The organism is Actinokineospora sp. (genome assembly GCF_050699995.1).
In the GTDB taxonomy this organism is placed as follows: Bacteria; Actinomycetota; Actinomycetes; order Mycobacteriales; family Pseudonocardiaceae; genus Actinokineospora.
This window is the reverse complement of the sequence record NZ_JBOHGC010000536.1, coordinates 1-19,733: the sequence shown is the minus strand read 5'-3', so window position 1 is coordinate 19,733 and position 19,733 is coordinate 1. Positions and strand designations below refer to the sequence as shown.

The 19,733-nt window shown below is 71.5% G+C and carries 11 protein-coding genes and 1 pseudogene; 2 read left to right on the top strand and 10 right to left on the bottom strand.

Translation table 11 applies throughout. The features are described from left to right. The 4 genes and pseudogenes from ACRDSQ_RS26400 to ACRDSQ_RS26385 form a co-directional block, all read right to left on the bottom strand. A partial coding sequence (locus ACRDSQ_RS26400) for a non-ribosomal peptide synthetase (RefSeq protein WP_431424672.1) occupies positions 1–1,695 on the bottom strand: 1,695 nt, incomplete at its 3' end. Positions 1,696–1,806: 111 nt separating this feature from the next. Next, positions 1,807–3,042: pseudogene (locus ACRDSQ_RS26395) on the bottom strand (condensation domain-containing protein); the annotation flags it as partial. A 50-nt stretch (positions 3,043–3,092) separates the two neighbouring features. Beyond that, a complete protein-coding gene (locus ACRDSQ_RS26390; protein ID WP_431424670.1) occupies positions 3,093–9,419 on the bottom strand; it encodes an amino acid adenylation domain-containing protein in 6,327 nt (2,108 codons plus the stop codon). Between the two features lie 107 nt (positions 9,420–9,526). Then, on the bottom strand, positions 9,527–9,721 hold the full coding sequence (locus ACRDSQ_RS26385; RefSeq protein ID WP_431424669.1) for an MbtH family protein: 195 nt from the start codon (positions 9,719–9,721) through the stop codon (positions 9,527–9,529). Between the two features lie 403 nt (positions 9,722–10,124). On the opposite strand from ACRDSQ_RS26385, the gene ACRDSQ_RS26380 reads away from it, so the two are divergent. Continuing rightward, positions 10,125–10,913, top strand: coding sequence for an AfsR/SARP family transcriptional regulator (locus ACRDSQ_RS26380; protein ID WP_431424668.1), 789 nt, complete (start codon positions 10,125–10,127; stop codon positions 10,911–10,913). Positions 10,914–10,915: 2 nt separating this feature from the next. Here ACRDSQ_RS26380 and ACRDSQ_RS26375 read toward each other — a convergent pair whose 3' ends face one another. Genes ACRDSQ_RS26375 through ACRDSQ_RS26350 form a run of 6 tightly spaced genes read right to left on the bottom strand, consistent with a single transcriptional unit; the run spans position 10,916 to position 17,744 of the window. After that, complete coding sequence (locus ACRDSQ_RS26375; RefSeq protein WP_431424667.1) at positions 10,916–11,668, bottom strand: thioesterase II family protein; 753 nt, start codon at positions 11,666–11,668, stop codon at positions 10,916–10,918. Next, a complete protein-coding gene (locus ACRDSQ_RS26370) occupies positions 11,661–11,825 on the bottom strand; it encodes a hypothetical protein (RefSeq protein ID WP_431424665.1) in 165 nt (54 codons plus the stop codon). The genes ACRDSQ_RS26375 and ACRDSQ_RS26370 overlap by 8 nt, the downstream gene beginning before the upstream one ends. 17 nt (positions 11,826–11,842) lie before the next feature. Beyond that, a complete protein-coding gene (locus ACRDSQ_RS26365; RefSeq protein WP_431424663.1) occupies positions 11,843–12,835 on the bottom strand; it encodes a bifunctional lysylphosphatidylglycerol flippase/synthetase MprF in 993 nt (330 codons plus the stop codon). Positions 12,836–12,846: 11 nt separating this feature from the next. After that, positions 12,847–14,385 (bottom strand): long-chain-fatty-acid--CoA ligase, encoded by a 1,539-nt coding sequence (locus ACRDSQ_RS26360; protein WP_431424662.1) that lies wholly within the window; start codon positions 14,383–14,385, stop codon positions 12,847–12,849. Between the two features lie 3 nt (positions 14,386–14,388). Next, positions 14,389–17,439, bottom strand: a complete 3,051-nt coding sequence (locus ACRDSQ_RS26355) for a type I polyketide synthase (protein ID WP_431424661.1) — start codon at positions 17,437–17,439, stop codon at positions 14,389–14,391. Positions 17,440–17,447: 8 nt separating this feature from the next. Beyond that, a complete protein-coding gene (locus tag ACRDSQ_RS26350) occupies positions 17,448–17,744 on the bottom strand; it encodes an acyl carrier protein (protein ID WP_431424660.1) in 297 nt (98 codons plus the stop codon). A gap of 232 nt (positions 17,745–17,976) precedes the next feature. Between ACRDSQ_RS26350 and ACRDSQ_RS26345 the strand changes: the two genes are divergently transcribed. After that, positions 17,977–19,608, top strand: a complete 1,632-nt coding sequence (locus tag ACRDSQ_RS26345) for an aldehyde dehydrogenase family protein (protein ID WP_431424659.1) — start codon at positions 17,977–17,979, stop codon at positions 19,606–19,608. Positions 19,609–19,733: the final 125 nt, after the last annotated feature.

The window sequence follows — 19,733 nt, the reverse complement described above, 5'->3', positions numbered from 1 at the left end:
GGCCAGGCCCGCGACCGTGGGGGCCTGGAACAGCGCGCGCACCGCCAGTTCGGTGCCGAACGCGGCGCGGACGCGGCTGATCAGCTGGGTGGCGAGCAGCGAGTGGCCGCCCAGGTGGAAGAAGCTGTCGTCGACGCCGACCGTGTCGACCCCGAGGACGTGCCCGAAGAGTCCACAAAGGATCTCCTCGCGGCTGGTGCGCGGCGCCCTGCCGTGCGCGGTGTGCTCGGGGGCGGGCAGGGCTTGGCGGTCGAGTTTTCCGTTGGGGGTCAAGGGGAAGTCGTCGAGTTCGACGAACGCGGCCGGGACCATGTGTTCAGGCAGGGTCGCCGAGGCGTGGGCCCGCAGCTCCGCGGTGTCGATGGGGCCGTCGGCGGGGACCAGGTAGGCGGTCAGCCTGCGGTCCCCCGGTGTGTCCTCGCGGACGATCACCGCGGCCCGTGCGACGGCCGGGTGGTCGGCCAGGACCGCGCCGATCTCGCCGGGTTCGATCCGGAAGCCGCGGATCTTGACCTGCTCGTCGGTCCGGCCGAGGAATTCCAGGACGCCATCGGTGGTCCAGCGGACGAGGTCGCCCGTGCGGCACATCCGCGACCCGGCGGGGCCGAACGGGTCGGCGACGAACCGCTCGGCGGTCAACCCCGGCCGCCCGTGGTATCCCCGCGACAGCGGGGCGCCCGCCAGGTACAGCTCGCCCGCGGTGCCCGGTGGCACGACCCGCAAGGCGGCGTCGAGCACGTAGGCGCGGGCACCGCGCAGCGGTTTGCCGATCACCGGGCGGCCGTGGTCGGCCATCCGGCAGGTCACGGTGTCCACAGTGCACTCGGTAGGCCCGTAGAGGTTGAACGCCCGCACGTCACGCAGTCGGTCCCACAGCCACGCACTCGCGGGCTCGCCGCCGACGAGCAGGACCGACGGACGGACCGGACCGGTCAGCAGACCTTGGGAGAGCAGTTCCTCGACGTAGCTCGGTGTCGCGCCGACCAGGTCGAGTCCGTGCGCGCGGGTGTAGGCGACAACCGCACCCGCGTCACGGCGAACATCGTCGTCGAGCACGTGCAGTTCCACGCCTGCCAGCATGAGCAGCAGGTAGTCGACGGAGGCGTCGAAGGACAGCGACGCGGTCAGCGACGCCCTGGCCGGGATCCCGTTCGGCTCGATGAACTCGGTGCGGTGGAAGGCGAACAGGTTCGCCACGCTCTCGTGGCACACCACGACGCCTTTCGGCCGCCCGGTCGAGCCGGACGTGTAGATCACGTACGCCGGGTGCCCCGGCCGCAGCGGCTCCCGCCGATCGGTGTCGGTGACCGGCCGGTCGTCGAACGCCGCCAGCTCGACCGGGTCCAGCGCCAGCACCGGGCCGGACCAGTCCGGCGCGAGTTCGGCGGTGGTGACGAGCAGAGCCGAGTCCGAGTCGCCGAGCAGGAACCGCACCCGCTCCGGCGGATATCCGGTGTCTATCGGCACATACGCGGCGCCTGCGGTGACCACGGCCAGCAGCGCGACCACCAGCTCGACCGACCGGGGCAGCAGCAGCGCGACCCGGTCCTCCGGGCCGATCCCGCGCGCGATCAGCAGCCGGGCGAGCCGGTTCGCCCGAGAGGCCAGGTCGCCGAACGTCAGTGCCGACTCGCCGCAGACCAAGGCGACCGCGTCCGGCGTCACGGCGGCGCGCTCCCCCAGCCAGGACGCCATGGTGCCCGGTGCGGGCGCCGGAGCCGCTGGGTTCCATTCACGGAGCACCCGCGTGCGTTCCTCCGCGGACATGACGTCGATCGCCGAGACCCGGATGCCCGGGTCCGCGGTCGCCGCGTCCAGCAGGCGCACCAGCCGCCGCGCGATCGTCTCGACGCTCGCCCGGTCGAACAGGTCGACGGCGAACTGGATGTCGCACCGCACACCGTCCGGCGTGCCCGCCGGGCCGAACGATTCCGCCAGCGCGAACGTCAGGTCCACCTTCGCCGTCGCCACGCCCACCGGCTCGACCTCGACGTCCAGCCCCGGCAACAGGTTCGCTGCCCGCTGGTTGTTCTGCAGCGCAAGCATCACCTGGAACAGCGGGTTGTGCGCGCTCGTCCGCGGCGGGTTGAGCAGCTCGACCACCCGCTCGAACGGCACGTCCTGGTTGGCGAACGCGGCGAGGTCGGTGTCGCGCACCCGGACCAGCAGCTCGTGGAACGTCGGGTCGCCGCTGACGTCGGCCCGCAGGACGAGCGTGTTGACGAAGAACCCGACGAGGTCGTCGAGCGCCTCGTCGGTGCGGCCCGCGATCGGCGATCCGATGGGGATGTCCGTGCCCACACCGAGTTTGCACAGCAGCGCCGCCACCGCGGCGTGCAGCACCATGAACACTGTCGCCCCGTGGGCCCGCGCGAGGTCCGCGACCCTGGCGTGCAGCTCAGGCTCGATCACCAGCGACACGTTGCCGCCGCGGTGGCTCGACGCGAGCGGGCGCGGGTGGTCGGTCGGCAGGGTCAGGCACTCGGGCAGGCCCGCCAGCTCCTTGCCCCAGTAAGCGAGCTGCTCGAACAGCAGGCTGTCCGGATCGTCGGCCGCGCCGAGCAGTTCCCGCTGCCACAGCGTGTAATCCACGTACTGCACCGGCAGCGGCTCCCACTGCGGCTCCCCACCGGCACGCCGCGCGCCGAACGCCTGGCCGAGATCACGCAGCAGCGGCGCGATCGACCAGCCGTCGGCGGCGATGTGGTGCACGGTCAGCAGCAGGACATGCTCCTGCGGACCGACGGCGAACACCGTCACCCGGATCGGCGGCGTCGGCGCGCCGAGGTCGAACACATGCCTGGCCGCGGCGCGCACGGACTCGGCGACATCGGCGGGATCGCAGTCGACGACCGAGAAGTCCGGCCGAGAGTCAGCCTCGGGCAGGACCCGCTGGTACGGCTCCCCTTCGACCTCGCCGAACACCGTGCGCAGCGCCTCATGCCGGGCGACGACATCGCCGAACGCGGTGGCCAGCGCCGCGTGGTCCAGTGCGCCGCGCAGCCGCAGCGCCCCGGAGATGTTGTACGTGGCGCTCGGCCCCTCCATCCGGTTGAGGAACCAAAGCCTCTGCTGCGCGAACGACAGCGGGATCATCGACTGTCCTCAGTGGTCGGACGGAGCCGCGGGCGCAGTGCGGCCCGCGCGGGTTTGGCCTGGTCCAGCACCGCGTCGAGGCCCGCGACCGTCGGCTCCTGGAACAGCGTCCGCGGCGACAGCTCGACGCCGAGCGCGGCGCGGGCCCGGCTGATGAACCGGTTGGCCAGCAGCGAGTGCCCGCCCAGGGTGAAGAAGTTGTCGTCGAGGCCGACCGACTCCAGGCCCAGGATCTCGGCCACCAGTTCGCACAGCTTCTCCTGGCGGGGAGTCTCGGGACGGCGCGATGTGGGCGCCGCGGTCACGCCGGGTTCGGGGAGGGCGCGCCGGTCGAGCTTGCCGTTCGGGGTGAGCGGCAAATCCTCGATCGCGACGAACGCCGACGGCACCATGTAATCGGGCAGGCGCGCCTCGGCGTGCGTCCGCAGCGCGGACTCGTCGGCGCCGCCGACGAGGTAGGCCACCAGCCGTCGGACACCGGGGGTGTCCTCGCGGTCGATGACCACGGCCCGGCGGACGGCCGGGTGGTCGGCCAGCACGGCGGCGACCTCGGCGGGTTCGATCCGGAAACCCCGGATCTTCACTTGGTCGTCGGCTCGGCCGAGGAACTCCAGCACACCGTCGGCGCTCCAGCGGACCAGGTCGCCGGTGCGGTACATACGCGACCCGGCCGGACCGAACGGATCGGCGACGAAGCGTTCCGCCGTCAACCCTGTCCGTCGGTGGTACCCCCGGGCCAGCGGTGTGCCCGCCAGGTACAGCTCGCCGGGGGTGCCGGGCGGTGTCGGGCGCAGCGCGGCGTCGAGCACGTAGGCCCGGGTGTTCCACAGTGGACGGCCGATCGCCGGGCGCTCGTGGTCGGCGAGCCTGCCGACGGCGGTCACCACCGTGCACTCGGTCGGCCCGTAGAGGTTGTACGCGGTGACCCCCTCGGCCCCGCGGACCCGCTCCCACAGCCGGGGGCTGGACGCCTCGCCACCGAGGAACACGACCGACGGCCGGGTGTGGCCGTCAAGCAGCCCTTGGTCGAGCAGTTCCTCCGCGTGGCTGGGCGTGGCCTCCAGGACGTCGATTCCGCGGTCGCGCACGTAGCCGATCAGCGCGGTGACGTCGCGGCGCACGTCGTCGTCGAGCACGTGCAGTTCGTGGCCCGCGAGCAGCCAGAACACCAGGTTCCAGGAGGCGTCGAACGACAGCGACGCGATGAGCGCCACCCGCAGCGCCCGTCCCGCGGCCGCCGCGGCGGGGCCCATGACCTCGCGGCGGTGGAAGTCGAACAGGCCCGCCAGGCTCTCGTGGCACACCACGACACCCTTGGGCCGCCCGGTCGAGCCGGACGTGTAGATCACGTACGCCGGATGCCCGGGCGCCACGTCGACATCCACGGGGTCGCAGGCCAGACCGGCCAGCTCCGCCTGGGTGTCGGGCGCGTCGAGCACGACCGACGCCACCCCGTCGACCGGCGTGCCCGTGGTCAGCACGACCGTCGGGTGGGCGTCGTCGAGCAGGTACCGCACCCGGTCGGCCGGGTAGGCGGGGTCGATCGGCACGTAGCCGCCGCCCGCCTTCCACACCGCCAGCAGCGCGACCAGCGCGTCGGCCGAGCGGGGCAGCATCAGCGCGACCAGCCGCTCCGGGCCGACGCCACGCGCGATCAGCAGCCGGGCCAGCCGGTTGGCCCGGCGGTCCAGCTCGGCGAAGGTCAGCGACTCGTCCGCGCACACCACCGCGGTCGCGGTCGGGGTCGCGGCCGCCTGCCGGGCGAACACGTGGACGGGCAGCGGGCCCGCGGGTTCGGTCCGGCCGTGCCACTGCTCCAGCATCCGCCGTCGTTCCCGCGGCAGGACGACGTCGATGGCGCTGAGCGGGGTCTCCGGGCCGCGGGTGACCGCGTCGAGCACGTGGACCAACCGGTCGGCGATGGCCAGCGCGGTGTCGCGGTCGAACAGGTCGACGGCGTACTCGAGGTCCCAGTCGAGCCCGTCCGGGGTGCCGTCGGCCCGATAGGACTCGTTGACGCGGAAGGTCAGGTCGAACTTCGACGTCGCGGTGTCGACCGGCTCGATGTCGATCGCCAGCCCGGGCAGCAGCCCTTGGGCGGGCGGGGTGTTCGACAGCATGAGCAGGATCTGGAACAGCGGGTTGTGCGACAGCGACCGCGGCGGGTTGACGTGCTCGACGACCCGCTCGAACGACACGTCCTGGTTGGCGTACGCGGCCAGGTCGGTCTCGCGGACCCGGGCGAGCAGCTCCTTGAACGTGGGGTCGCCCGCGGTGTCGACCCGCAGGACGAGCGTGTTGACGAAGAAGCCGACCAGGTCGTCGAGGGCTTCGTCGGTGCGGCCCGCGATCGGTGAGCCGACCGTGATGTCCGTGCCCGCGCCGATCCGAGTCAGCATCGCCGACAGCGCCGCGTGCAGGACCATGTACAGGGTGACCCCGCCCGCGCGGGCCAGCTCGGCGATCCGCGCGTGCAGGTCCGCGTCGACCCGGAACCGGACCGTGTCGCCGCGGTGGGTCGGGGCGGTGGGTCGGGGCCGGTCGGTCGGCAGCGCGAGGCATTCCGGCGCGTCGGCGAGCTGGGTGCCCCAGTAGCCCAGTTGCTTGGCGAGCAGGCTTTCCGGGTCCTCGGCGGCGCCGAACAGCTCGGCCTGCCAGAGGCTGTAGTCCATGTACTGCACCGGAAGCGGCGCCCAGTCGGGGCCGTGTCCGGCGCGGCGGGCGGCGTAGCCGGCGCCCAGGTCGCGCAGCAGCGGGGCGATCGACCAGCCGTCGGCGGCGATGTGGTGCACCACGACGAGCAGCGCGTGCTCGTCGGGGGCCACCGCGAACAGCTCCACCCGGATCGGCACCGCGCCTGCCGCCACGTCGAAGGGCCGCACCGCCGCCGCGTGCAGGGCGGGTTTGAGCCCGGCCGCGTCGCACTCGACGAGCGCGAGGCTGAGGCCGACCTGGTCGGCGCCCAGGATCCGCTGGTACGGCTCGCCGTCGACCTCGGTGAACACGGTGCGCAGGGCCTCGTGCCTGCCGACGACATCGGTGAGCGCGTCGGCGAGGGCCTGGCGGTCCAGTGGCCCTTGCAGCCGCAGCGCGCCGGAGATGTTGTAGGTGGCGCTCGGCCCTTCCAGCCAGTTGACGAACCACATCCGCCGCTGGGCGAACGACAGCGGCACCCGCTCCGGCCGGTCCCGCCGGGCCAGCGTGGGCCGGGCGCCCGCGGCCACGTCCAGGCACTGGTCGAGCTCGCGCACGGTCGGGGCGCCGAACAGCGTGCGCAGCGACAGTTCGAGCCCGAAGACGCCGCGGGCGCGGCTGACGAACCGGGTGGCCAGCAGGGAGTGCCCGCCGATGGCGAAGAAGTCGTCGTCGACGCCGACCGAGTCGATCCCGAGCACCTCGGCGAAGAGTCCACACAGGATCTCCTGCCGGGCCGACCGCGGCCCGCGGGCGGCGGCCGAGGCGCGGGAGTCCGGTTCGGGCAGTGCCGCCCGGTCCAGCTTTCCATTACTTCCCAAGGGGAGCTGGTCGAGTTCGACGAACGCGGCCGGGACCAGGTAGTCGGGCAGCCGCGCCTCGGCGTAGGACCGCAGCGAGTCGAGCTCACCGCCCGTGGAGACGACGTAGGCGACCAGCCGCAGCCCGCTGTCGCCGTCGGCGCGGGCGATGACGGCCACCCGGGCGACCGAAGAGTGGCCCAGCAGGGTGGCCTCGACCTCGCCCGGCTCGACGCGGAACCCGCGGATCTTGACCTGGTGGTCGGCCCGGCCCAGGTACTCCAGCTGCCCGTCCGCGGTCCAGCGGACCAGGTCGCCGGTCCGGTACATCCTGGTCCCCTGTGGACCGTGGGGGTCGGCGACGAACCGTTCGGCGGTCAGGCCGGGCCTGCGGTGGTAGCCGCGGGCCAGGGGCTCCCCCGCCACGTACAGCTCCCCGGTGGCGCCGGGCGGCACGAAGCGCAGCGCGGGGTCGAGGACGTAGGCCCTGGTGTTGCGGACCGGCCTGCCGATCACCGGGTTGGCGCTGTCGGCGGGTCGGCCGATCGCGGTGACGACCGTGCACTCAGTCGGGCCGTACATGTTGCACACCACGACGCCCTCGGCCCGGACCCGCTCCCACAGCGCGGTCCCGACCGCCTCGCCGCCGAGGAACAGCACCGACGGTCGGGTGTCGCCGTCGAGCAGGCCTTGGTCGAGCAACTCAGCCAGGTAGGTGGGTGTCGCCTCCAGCACGTCGATCGCGTGCTCGCGGGAATAGGCGACCAGACCGGCCACGTCGCGGCGCAGGTCGTCGTCGAACACATGCAGTTCGTGACCGGAAAGCAGCCACGCCAACAGGTTCCAGGAGGCGTCGAACGACAGCGACTGGATCAGGCCGACCCGCGCCGGGCGCCCGGCGACGGTGTCGATCACCTCGGCGCGGTGGTGGGCGAGCAGGTTGCCCAGGCTGCCGTGGCTGACCACCACGCCCTTCGGCCGCCCGGTCGAGCCGGAGGTGTAGATCACGTACGCCGGGTGCGCGGCCTCGGTCGGGCCCGTCCGCTCCACCGAGGTGATCGGGCGCGGGTCGAAGCCGGCCAGCACGGCGGCCGTGTCCCGCGAGTCGAGCACGACCACCGACGTGCCCGCCACGCGCGACCGGTGCTCGGCCAGGGTCACCACGGCGGCGGGCGCGGCGTCGGCGAGCATCATGGCGACCCGGTCGTCGGGGTAGGCCGGGTCGACCGGGACGTAGCAGCCGCCGGCCTTCCAGGTCGCCAGCAGCCCGACGACGAGGTCGACCGAGCGGGGCAGGACCAGGGCCACTGGGCCCTCGGGGCCCACACCGCGGGAGATCAGCAGCCGGGCCAGCCGGTTGGCCCGGCGGTCCAGCTCGGCGAAGGTCACCTCGGCGCCGTCGCACACGACCGCGACCGCGACCGGCGTGTCGGCGACCTGGGCGGCGAACACCGCGGGCGCGAGGTCGGCGGGCGCTCCCGCGGGACCGTGCCACGCCGACAGCTGGACGCTTTCCTCAGGAAGCAGGAGATCGATGTGGCGCACCGGCTGGTCGGGGTCGGTGATCACCGACTCCAGCACCCGCACCAGGCGCGCGGCGACACCCTCGGCGAACGCGCGGTCGAGCAGGTCGGCGCGGTACTCCACGTCGAGGCCGAGCGCGGCGCCGATCGAGCGGACGGTGACGCTCAGCGAGTAGTTCGTGCCTCCCTGGACGTCCACATCGGACATCCGAAGAGGACTGTCGCCCAGCGCGGAGCCGACCGGGACGTTCTGGAACACGAAATGAGTGTCGAACAGCTCGGTCACGCCCGCCGCGCGCTGGATGTCGACCAGCCCGAGGTGTTGGTGGGCGACCAGGGCGGCCTGCTCGGCCTGCACCCGCGCCAACAGTTCAGCGGCGGTCTCGCTGTGGCCCGGGCGCACGCGCACCGGGACGGTGTTGATGAACAGGCCGACCATCGACTCCATGCCGGGCAGTTCGGCGGGCCGGCCGGAGACCGTGGCGCCGAAGACGGCGTCGTCGCGGCCGGTGACCCCGCCCAGCACCAGGCCAAGCGCGCCTTGGAACACCGTGTTCACGGTCAGGCCGCGGCTCAGCGCGAAACGGCGCAGCCGCGCGCACAGGTCTTCCGGCAGTTCGACGTTGATCTCGTCGGCGACCAGCGGCTGCCGGGTCGGGTCGGCCGGGGCCAGCAGGGTCGGGCCCGCGAGGTCGCGCAGCGCGGCGCCCCACGCCCGCCCGGCGGCGGCCTTGTCCTGCCGGGCCAGCCATGAGTAGAACTCGCGGTACGCGGTCGGGGCGGGCAGTCCGGTGCCGTCGCCGCCGCGCGCGTAGAGCTGGAACAGCTCCTTGATCAGCACCGATGTCGACCACCCGTCGACCACGATGTGGTGGTTGGTGACGATGAACCGGTGCCGGTCGGAACTCAGGCGCACCAATAGGAACCGCAGCAGCGGCGGCCGGGACAGGTCGAACCGGTCGCCCTGGGCCGCGCGGCTCAGCTCGGCGAGGCGCGCCGCCTGCTCGGTGTCGTCGTGGCCGGACAGGTCGACCTGCCGCCACGGCAGCGCCACCTGGCGGCGGACGACCTGCACGGTGCGGTCCTCGCGGTCCTGGCGGAAGCAGGCGCGCAGACTCTGGTGCCGGGCCAGCAACTCCGCGCAGGACGCGCGCAGCGCCGCCACGTCGAGCGGTCCCTCCAGCAGCGCGGAGAACTGCATCGTGTAGACGTCCGGTCCGCTCTCGTCGAACCGGGCGTGAAACAGCAGGCCCTCTTGCAGCGGCGTCAGCGGAAGGACGTCATCGATGGTCGTGGTGCGGGTCATGTCGCGGTTGCTCCCAGGCATGGAAAGTGGGCGGTGGATAGGTGCTGTCCGGCAAGTCCGGTGCCGCTCGGCCGCGGATAGCGCGTACCGGACTCGCAGGACAGGACCTAGGCCAGGCTCTTGGGGCGCAGGTCGGTCCAGGTCGCCTCGACGTGGTCGAGGCAGGCCGCGCGCCGGTCTGGACCGAACACCGCGGACCAGCCCGCGGGCACGTCGAACCCGGCGGGCCACAGCGAGTGCTGGCCCTCGTCGTTCACCAGGACGACGTAGTCCGCGTCCTCGTTCTCGAATGGATTGGTCACGAATTCAACTCCAGAAAGTCGACACCACGTGGGAGGCGATCCTCCCAGGGCTTGCTGACTCGCCGCTGACCGCATTCTGATCGAGCAGCGGCCGTTGGGCCAAATGCGCGGGAATGAATTGGACCGATTCCTGACATCGGTAATTTCCACCCGGTTTCCGCCCACGCGCCTGCCGGGCACTGGGTGCTCGCCCGTACGAACACCCCCATGGCGGCCCTATCGACCCTGGTAGACGAGCCAAACGACGGCGGGTGACGTCACCCACCGGGGTCGCGGCAGGTCCCCGCCCCACCCATTGCCGGTCGTATCCAGAACGAAGTCGGGTACCGGACACGCATACGTGGGTGGTGCATCGCGACCAAACTTATGGGGGCACGGACAAACCGCTGACAAGGAAGTAGCCATGACGAAATTCTTCGTACTCGGGCCGTTGGAATGCTGGTCAGGGCAACGTCAGATCGATATCCGCGGACCGTTGCAACGCACCCTGCTCGCCGCACTTCTCGCCACCGAGTCGCGACTGGTGTCGGTCGAGTCGCTGGTGACCGAACTGTGGGGCGACACCCCGCCGGACCAATGGGAGAACGCGCTGCAGGCGCACGTGAGCAGACTGCGCCGAAGACTCACCGCGGTCGCCGACGAGCACCCGGCGCGGCTGATCAGCCTGGCCACCGGCTACCGGCTCGTCGTCGCGGAGACCGACCTCGACGCCATGGCGTTCACCCGGCAGGTCGCCCACGCCCGCGCCATCGCCACGTCCGACCCCACCGAGGCCGCGGACGTGCTGCGTTCGGCGTTGTCGCTGTGGCGCGGCACCGCGTTCGCGATGGAGGCGGGCGGGCCGCTGTGCCGGGCAGCCGCCCACCGCTATGAGGCGGCCAGGACGATGGCGCTGGAGACGCTGTTCGACACCGAGCTGCAGACCGGCAGGCACTCCGACATCATTCCCAAGCTGCGGGAGCTGGTGGAGTCGCCCGCGCTCAACGAGCGGTTCTGCGAGCAGCTGATGGTGGCCCTGTACCGGTCGGGCCGCCAGGCCGAGGCCCTGGAGACCTACCGACGGATGCGCAACCGGCTCGACCACGAACTCGGCGTGCAGCCGACGCGGACGCTGCGCAACCACGAGAAGGCCATCCTCGTCCAGCACCCGGCCCTGCACATGCGCGCCAACCACACCGCCCTCCGCGAATAACCTCAGCCGACGGGGACCAGCCGGGTCAAATGGCCGGCGAAGTCGGACATCACCGCGGCCTTGTGCTCGTCGAGGTAGAAGTGGGTGCCACCGTACTCCCGGTGTCCCAGGTAGCGCGTGCTCCGGTCGGCCCAGGTCCGCATCGCCGACGGCTCCAGCATCAGCGGGTCCTCCCGCCCGACGTAGGAGACCAGCGGGCAGTCGACCACGGCCGCGTCGTCGGTGTGGTCGGCCGCGAGCCGGAAGTCGGCGATCACGGGCGGCAGGACCAGGTCGAGCATGTCCGGGTCGGCGGCCACCACGTCGGGGATGGCGCCGAGTTCCCGGATCCAGGCGACCACCTCCGCCATCGGGATGTCCTCGTGGTTCGCCGGCGCGCGGAAGAAGCCCGTCGGCGCCCACCCGGACATGCCGAGCAGGCACGGCGCCGGGTCACCGCCGGCTTCGAGCCGCACCGTGAGCCGGTAGGCCAGCTGCGCGCCGAGGCAGTGTCCGAACACCGCGTACGGGCGTTCGTCCAGTTCCGCGATGAGCGCGGAGTGCAGGTCGGACAGGGTGGCCTCCCAGTCGGTGGGCAGTGGCTCGCCGCGACGGCCCTGCCTGCCGGGCAGGGTGACCGCCTGGACGGCGACCGTCGCGGGCAGCAGCTGGTCCCAGCCGCGGTAGGCGACCGCGCCGCTTCCCGCGTGGGCCAACAGGAACACCCGGATCTCGGCGTCGGGCCGGTCCGGGGTGAACCACCGCGGCTCAGGCACCGGCCACCACCCGCATCAGGGTGTCGAGCTCACGCAGGGCGCCGTTGGCCTGCTCGGCGACGGCCGGGTCGTCGGGGGCGCCGCAGACCGCCATGAACATCCCCATGACGTTCTGGCAGGCGGCGCCGATCCGCTCCATGATCTCGGCTTCGGACATGTGTGGCTCCTTCGTGGTCAGAACGCGCCCGCGGCCCGGAAGACGTGGGCGAACGCGGCGATGTCGGCCTCGCCGTCGAAGGCCAGGTACTCGGGCAGCACGAGGTGGGGCAACCACTTGTGCTTGTAGGCCAGCTGGGTCTTGGCCGGGTACAGCGCCTCGCCGTGCTCCCAGAGCAGCTTGGTCACCTGGGCGAATCCGTAGTGGAACCCGGGCACCTGCAGCGAGTCGTCGAGTCCGGTGAAGGGGGTGAACCCGAAGTGCAGCCAGCCGGTTCCCTCGGCCTTGAACGTCTCCAGCGCGGTGACGTTGATCATCTCCATGATCCCCGGCAGCTTGCCGGGGATCCGGCGGCTCAGGTCGTGCATCCAGCCCGCGCGCGTGCCGTAGACCGGGGAGTAGGAGATGTAGCCGGCGAGTTTGCCGTCGAGCAGGCCGACGAACAGGCGCCGGTGCGGCTGCAGGTCGCCGCCGCGCTGTCCGACTAGGAAGCCCAGTTCCTTGGTCTCCTCGCCTTTGCTGCGCAGCCAGGTCCGGTCCAGTTCCTCGATCGCCGAGGACCACTGGTCGAAGTCGACCTCCCGCACCTGCAGCCCGGCTTTGCCCGCCCGCGCGATCTTGTTGCGCAGCCGCATGAACCGGGTTCCCTCCATGGAGAACGCGGGCAGCTCCACGGCGTAGGAGGCGCCGACCTGGTTGACGGTGAAGCCTTCGGCAGCGTACAGCTCGGCGTCGTGGCGCTGCAGCTGCACCGCGACCACCCGGCACCCCTGTTCGTGCGCGGCCGCGCGGAAAGCCCGCAGCAGCTCGGGGTAGTCCGCGGCCGCGGCGAATGGTCCGCCGAACTGCACGAAGTAGCGTCCGACCGGGCGGTAGGCGACGACGCCGTCGAGCCCGGGCGCGGTGAAGTACGTCGTGCCGTCGTTGCACGCGAGGAACGCGCTGGGGTTGTCGGCCTGGGTGTGCCGCTGGATCGCGTCCAGCGACAGGGGTTCCGCAATTCTCGTCATGTGTGTCTCCGTCACCTTGAAGTTGCTGAGCGCAGTGATCGACGCAGGACTTTGCCCATCGGGTTGCGCGGCAATGAGTCGACGAACTCGTAGTGGGTGGGCACCTTGTAGTCGGCCAGGCCGCCTCGCACCGACAGCATCAGTTCCCGCGCGGTGACCTTCGCGCCCGGCCGCACGACGACGAACGCGTGCACTGCCTCGCCCCAGCGCTCGTGTTCCATCCCGACCACGGCGACGTCGGCGACCGCCGGGTGGCAGGCCAGCGCGTTCTCCACCTCGACCGGGTACACGTTCTGACCGGCCACGATGATCGTGTCGTCGAGCCGGTCGAGCAGGAACAGGTAGCCGTTGTCGAGGCATCCCGTGTCCCCCATCCGCAGCCAGCCGTCGACCAGGGCGCGGCCGGTGGCCTCTGGCTGGTTCCAGTAGCCGAGCATGAGCGCGGGCGAGCGCACGCACACCTGCCCGGCCTCGCCGTCGGGGACCTGCTCACCCGCGTTGTCGATGATCTTGATTTCGACGTCGGGGCACGGCTTTCCGGCCGACGCCAGCAGTTTGCTGCCGACCACGTGGTCGACGGCGGGCAGCAGGGTCACCGCGTTGCCCGCCTCGGTGGCCGAGTACGCCTGCAGGAACTCGCCGTCGATCATGTCGAAGCACTGGCGCAGCAGGGTTTGCGAGATCGGGGAGCCGCCGTAGACGACGCGGCGCATCGAGGCGAACGCCTCCCGCGAGGCGCCGGGTTCGGCGAACATCATCGCCAGCATGGTCGGCGCCACGAAGGTCGTGGTGACTCCGAGCCGGTGGATCAGGTCCACCGCCTCCTGGCTGACGAACATCCGCATGACGACGTTGGTCACCCCGGCGGTGAAGCCCTGCATCGCCCAGGACAGGCCCGCGGTGTTGAGGCCGGGCAGCCCGATCAGGCTGCGGTCCTCCGGTCGCAGGTCGAACCAGTCGAGCCGGTGGGCGGCCATGGTGTCGCGCAGGGTGAAGAAACTGCGGTGCGGCAGCACGACGCCTTTGGGCAGGCCGGTGGTGCCGCTGGTGTAGAGCTGCGCGAAGGGCGCGTCGGGGGTGATGCGCGGCAGTGAGCACAGCGTCGGCTGGCCCGAGCGCCATTCCTCGAACCCGGCGCCGCGCTGGTCGGCGGAGTCCAGTTCGATCACCAGCCGCAGCTTCGGCAGCGACGGCTTGACCCGTTCGACCACACCGAGCAGTTCCCGTTCGACTAACAGCAGTTCCGCGTCCGAGTCACGCAGGATGTGCTCGACCTCGGGGGCGGTGAGCCGCCAGTTGACCGGCACCAGCACGGTCTCGCTCTTGGCGCAGCCGAAGGCGATGTCGTAGTACAGCTCGGATTCCTTGCCCAGGTACGCCACCCGCGCCCCCGGCGGCGCGCAGGCCCGCAGCGCGTTCGCCGTGCGGTTGCTGCCCAGGTGCAGCTGTTCGTAGGTGACTTCCCGGCCCTCACAGGTGATCGCCACGTGCCGCGGCCGGGCGGCGGCCTGGAAGCCGGTGATCTCGGTGATCAGCTCCGGTTGCCCCATCGGCTATCGGGTCCTTTCTGCGTCGAACTGGTCGTCAAGGAAGTGGGCGAGCTTGCGGATCGTCGGGTTGTCGAAGACCGCGGATGCCGGGCACTGGACGGGAAGCACTCCGTTGAGCGCCGCGCGGAGCTCGGTGGCGACCAGCGAGTCCATGCCCAGCTCGCCGAACTCCGCGTCCAGGCCGATCTCGCCCGGGTGGGTGAAGTCCATGGCCGTGGCCAGCATCCGCTGGATCAGGTTCTCGATGGCCGGACGGCGGCGCTCCGGGTCGGCGAGCACCGCGGGGTCGAGCCGCTCGGGCTCGGCCTTGGGCGCCGCCGCGGCCGGTGCCCGCTCTGCGGCGGCGTCTCCGGGAGTCGAGAGCCAGTAGGTCTTGCGCTCGAACGGGTATGTCGGCAGGTCGACCTTGCGGTGCGCGGCGCCCGCGTGGAAGTCCGGCCACGAGACCGCAAGACCGGCGGTGTACGCCTTCGCCACCGCGGCGGGCAGCGACTCGGCGTCCACATCGGACCGACGGAGGCTGGTCAGCCAGCTGTGGTCGGCGGCGGTGACGCACTGCTTGGCCAGGGAGGTCAGCGTCGAGCCGGGGCCGACCTCGATGAACACGTGCTTGCCGCGCTTGTGCGCCGCCCGCATCGCGCCGAGGAAGTCGACGGGCGCGACGATCTGGCGGACCCAGTAGTCGACGTCGGCCAGTTCCCGCCACCGGGCGACCTTCCCGGTGACCGTCGAGACCAGGGTGACCTCGGGCTGGCGGAACTCGATGTCGGCGATCGCCGCGCGGAACTCGTCGACCACCTCGGCCATCAGCGGCGAGTGGAACGCGTGGGACACGGTCAGGCGCTTGGCCTCGATCTCCCGCGCCGCCAGGGCCGCCACGATCTCGGTCAGCGCGTCGGCGCCGCCGGACAGCACCGTCCGTCCCGGCGCGTTGATGGCGGCGACGGTGACATCCGGGTACGCGGCGACCACGTCGGCCAGGTCTTCGGCGGCCATCGGCACGGAGATCATCCCGCCGGGAGCGCGCACCGAGCCCATCAGCCTGCCGCGCGCCGCGACCAGCTTCGCGGCGTCGGCCAGGGTGAACAGTCCGGCGATCGTCGCCGCGACCACCTCGCCGACGCTGTGTCCGATGAGGACGGTCGGCCGAACGCCCCAGGACAGCCAGAGTCTTGCCGTGGCGTATTCCAGGGCGAACAGCGCGGGCTGGGTGAACCGGGTCTCGTCCAGGTCCGCCGCGGCGGGGTCGATCACCAGGTCCTTGACTGACCTGCCCACCAGCGGGGTGAGCAGCCGGTCGCACTCGTCGAGCGCGGCGGCGAAGACGGGGTAGCGCCGGTAGGCGCCCGCGCCCATGCCCGCGTACTGCGCGCCCTGCCCGGTGCACAGGAACGCGACCTTGCGCGCGGCGGTCGGAGTCGACTCGGTCTCGGCGGCGCGCGTCAGCAGTGCGGCGAGGTCGTCGTGGTCGCGGACCACCCCGGCCACCCGGTGCCGGAAGTGGGCCCGGCCGACGTTGGCGGTGTGGCAGAGGTCGGCGACATTGAGCCTCGGCTGGTCGGCCAGCAGGCGCTGGTAGCCGCGCAGCTGCTCGGCCATGGCCGGGGCGGACTTCGCCGACACGGTGAACACTCCCCCGCCATCGGCAGGCGCGGCGGGCACAATCGGCCTGCTGTCCAAGGGGGCCTGTTCGAGCACGACCGACGCGATGGTCCCGGTGAACCCGAAGGAGTTGACGAGCGCGCGGCGGACCGGCGCGGTCCACGGCTCGGACTTGGCGGGCACCCGCACCGGGTAGGTGTCCCAGGGGATCCGGCCGGACGGGGTGTCGACGTTGAGGTGCGGGTATACGGTGGCGTCACGCAGCTGCAGCACGGTCTTGATCACGCCGCCGACGCCCGCGGCGGCCTCCATGTGGCCGATGTTGGTCTTGAGGGACGCGACCAGCAGCGGGTCGTCGGCGGTGTGGGAGTCGCGGAACACCTCGTCGAGCGCGGCCACCTCGATCGGGTCGCCCAGCGGGGTCCCGGTGCCGTGCGCCTCGACGTAGGAGATGTCGACGGGTGCCAGCGCGGCGTTGGCGAGTGCGGCGCGCATCAGCGCGACCTGTGCGGTTCCGTTGGGCGCGGTCAGCCCCGCGCTCTCGCCGTCCTGCCGGACCGCGGACCCGCGGACGAGCGCGAGCACGGTGTCGCCGTCACGCTGGGCGTCGGAAAGACGCTTGAGCACCAGCACCCCGCAGCCCTCGCTGCGGGCGTAGCCGTCGGCGGACTCGTCGAAGGTCTTGCACCGCCCGTCCGCGGCCAGCGCCCGCATGTCGGAGAGCAGGGCGGTGCTGAGCGGGTGGTGGATGGCGTTGACCCCGCCGCACAGGGCGATCTCGCACTCGCCGCCGCGCAATCCCTGCACCGACAGGTGCAGGGCGACGAGGGACGCCGAGCAGGCAGTGTCCAACGTGATCGACGGGCCGCGCAGGCCGAGGAAGTAGGACATCCGGCCGGACACCCCCGCGTGCAGGATGCCCGCGGCCAGGTAGCCGTCGACGTCCTCGGTGGCGAGCGCGCCGAGTTCGAGGGCGTAGTCCATCGAACTCGCGCCGAAGTAGACGCCGCCGGTGCCGTGGCGCAGCCGGGTGGGGTCGATGTTGGCGTGTTCGAGCGCGGCCCAGGTGGTCTGCAGCACCATCCGCTGCTGCGGGTCCAGGCAGCGCGCCTCTTTGGGCGAGATCGTGAAGAACGGCGCGTCGAATTCGGTCATCCCGGTGAGGAAACCGCCGCCCGACGAGTGGATCTTTCCTTTTTCCTCGACGTCTCCGGCAAATGCCGCCACATCCCACCGGTCCGCCGGAAATGGCGTGGTGCCGATCCCGCCCGCGTCGAGGAATTCGGCGAGTCCGGCCGGGGTGTCATTGTCGCCGGGAAAGCGCAGGCCGAGTCCGACGATGGCGATCGGCTCGCTTTTCTCGCGCGACAGCCTGTCGATGACCTCTTGCTGTTCGCGGATGGTGGCGCGGGCGGCGGCCAGGTCGGCTGCGGCCAGGGCTTCGGTGGACATGTCCCCCCTCAAGGGCGGTCGACGAGGTCGACGAGATAGGTCAGCAGGCTCTCCAGCGTCGGGCTGTTGAACAGCACGTTCGCGTCGATCTCGCAGCCGAGCAGCCGCTCGATCCGCTGCTTGAGGTCGGTGAGCCCCAACGACGTCAGACCTAGGTCGAAGAAGCTCTCGTCGTGCGGCAGGTCGTCGTCATCGGTCATCAGCAGCGCCTGCCGGAACTCCGGCTCGAGCGCTGCCTCCAGCGCCTCCCGGCGTTCGACCACGGGCAGGTCGACCAGCTCCGCGATCGTCAGGTCGGGCGTCATGGCCGGTGCCTCCACGTCAATGGGTCGGGGAATTGTCCGGCTATTCGAGAGCCCTCGGACGAGCCACATGTTAAGCGGCCGCGAGCCGCGCGGAAAGCGGCAAACAGCGCAGTGTCAGCCCCGTGTCAGCAATCAGCACAGCGTCAGCGACTTATCCGATCGTGCTGTTAGCTTCGGCGCCGCGGACTGGTTCGTCGCGTCCAAGAAAAAGGGAGTTGAATTGGTGCGATCGGTGACGACATACGACTCGTATGTCGGTGGCGCACAGGTGCCGTCGAGCCGATACGTCTATTCGGTGACGACGTCGGCGGTGCTGGCCGATGTCTTCGAGGCGCTGACCCTCAAACGACGGCTCGAGCAGGGCGCGGTCGACCCTGGTGAGGCGGCCGACTTCGTGGTCGGGCGCTGCGCGATGGCCGACGAGGACACGATCGCCGCGGCGACGGAGGCCGCCGCCGCGGCCGCGCCCGGCTGGGCGGCCACCCCGCTGGCGGTGCGGCTGTCGCTGGCCGAGGGCATCCGCAAGCGGCTGGAGGAGCGGCACGCGGAGTTCGTCGACGTGCTCATCGCCGAGGGCACGCCGCGCGCGTTGGCGGAGTGGCAGGTCGCGGGCCTGCTGGAGACCTTCGGCGAGACGACCATCGGCTGGTGCGCCGGTCAGATGGAGCACCAGACCCGGCTCGGGTCGCGACTGCTGCGGCTGCGCCGCGTGCCCGACGGCGTGGTGGCGATCAACCCGCCGCAGAACGCGCCCGCGGCCAGCGCCCTGTTCGGGATCACCGCGCTGCTGGCCGGGAACGCGGTCATCGTGCGGGCGCCGCGCAGCGCGCCGCTCGGGGTGATGTACGCGATGCGCGAACTGGTCGCGCCCGCGCTCGACGAACTCGGGGCGCCACCCGGCACGCTCAACGTGCTGTGCGCGCGACCGAGCCCGATGATCCGGAACTGGCTGGAAAGCCCGCGGGTCGACACCATCTTCTACACCGGCAGCGTGGAGACCGGCCTCAAGCTGGAGCAGGACGCCGCCAGGCACGGGACGAAGGTGATCCTCGAACTGGCGGGCAACGACTGCGTGGTCGTCTGGCGCGACGCCGACCTCGACCTGGCCACCGAGGCGCTCACCGAGTGCTTCTTCGGCTCCGGGCAGATCTGCATGGTGCCCAACCAGGTCCTGGTCCACCCCGCGGTCGCCGACGACCTGTTCGACCGGCTGCGCGTCGCCGCCGCCCTGATCCGGCCGGGACCGCCGGAGGAGCCCGGGGTGCTGCTCTCACCCGTGCTGCGCAGCGAGAAGTTCTTCACCTTCATCCGCGACGCGCTCGCCAAGGGCGCCGAGGTCGTGCACGGCGCCCGGCGGCTGGAGACTGACGGCTCGCCGTCGGACACCGGGCTGTTCCTCGAACCGACGGTGCTGCGGGTCGACGGGATCGAGCGCGGCCGGGAGATCGACGCGGTCCGGCACGAGACATTCTTCCCGCTGCTGCCGGTCATCGTCTGCGAAGCCGGCTCCGACGAGTCCATTGTGGATTCGATGCTCGCCCATGTGATCGCCAATCCGTATGGGCTGCGCAATTCACTGTGGGCCGCCGACGCCTCGGTCATCGAACAGTTCGTGAACCGAGTGACCAACTGCGGCCTGCTCAAAGTCAACGACTCCCATATCGGCTTCCTGTCGTTCCTGCCGACGCACGGCGGCCCCGGCCGCACCGGCGGCGCGTTCGGCGAGGCCAACTACCCGATGCTGCGCACCTCCCGGCTGCAGGGCATCAGCGTCGCGGAGGGGATCCGTCCCCGTGCCGCGGTGTTCGACGCGTACACCCGATTCCTCACAGGAAGGCAAGCCAATGCGGTTCATGGAGGCTGACCGGCTCGCGTGTGACGAGCTGCTGCCCGGGCTGCTCGACGCCATCGCCGAGGTCCCGCTGACCGAGCTGGAGACCGAGAAGAACCCGGCGATCGAGCTGTTCCGCGCCCACGGCGGCACGAACC

What these genes read in the sequence shown, in the direction of transcription:
- ACRDSQ_RS26350 (WP_431424660.1), bottom strand. Translation starts at nt 17,744, where the DNA reads ATGACGCCCGACCTGACGATCGCGGAGCTGGTCGACCTGCCCGTGGTC.
- ACRDSQ_RS26390 (WP_431424670.1), bottom strand. Translation starts at nt 9,419, where the DNA reads ATGACCCGCACCACGACCATCGATGACGTCCTTCCGCTGACGCCGCTG.
- ACRDSQ_RS26370 (WP_431424665.1), bottom strand. Translation starts at nt 11,825, where the DNA reads ATGTCCGAAGCCGAGATCATGGAGCGGATCGGCGCCGCCTGCCAGAAC.
- ACRDSQ_RS26360 (WP_431424662.1), bottom strand. Translation starts at nt 14,385, where the DNA reads ATGGGGCAACCGGAGCTGATCACCGAGATCACCGGCTTCCAGGCCGCC.
- ACRDSQ_RS26380 (WP_431424668.1), top strand. Translation starts at nt 10,125, where the DNA reads ATGACGAAATTCTTCGTACTCGGGCCGTTGGAATGCTGGTCAGGGCAA.
- ACRDSQ_RS26355 (WP_431424661.1), bottom strand. Translation starts at nt 17,439, where the DNA reads ATGTCCACCGAAGCCCTGGCCGCAGCCGACCTGGCCGCCGCCCGCGCC.
- ACRDSQ_RS26365 (WP_431424663.1), bottom strand. Translation starts at nt 12,835, where the DNA reads ATGACGAGAATTGCGGAACCCCTGTCGCTGGACGCGATCCAGCGGCAC.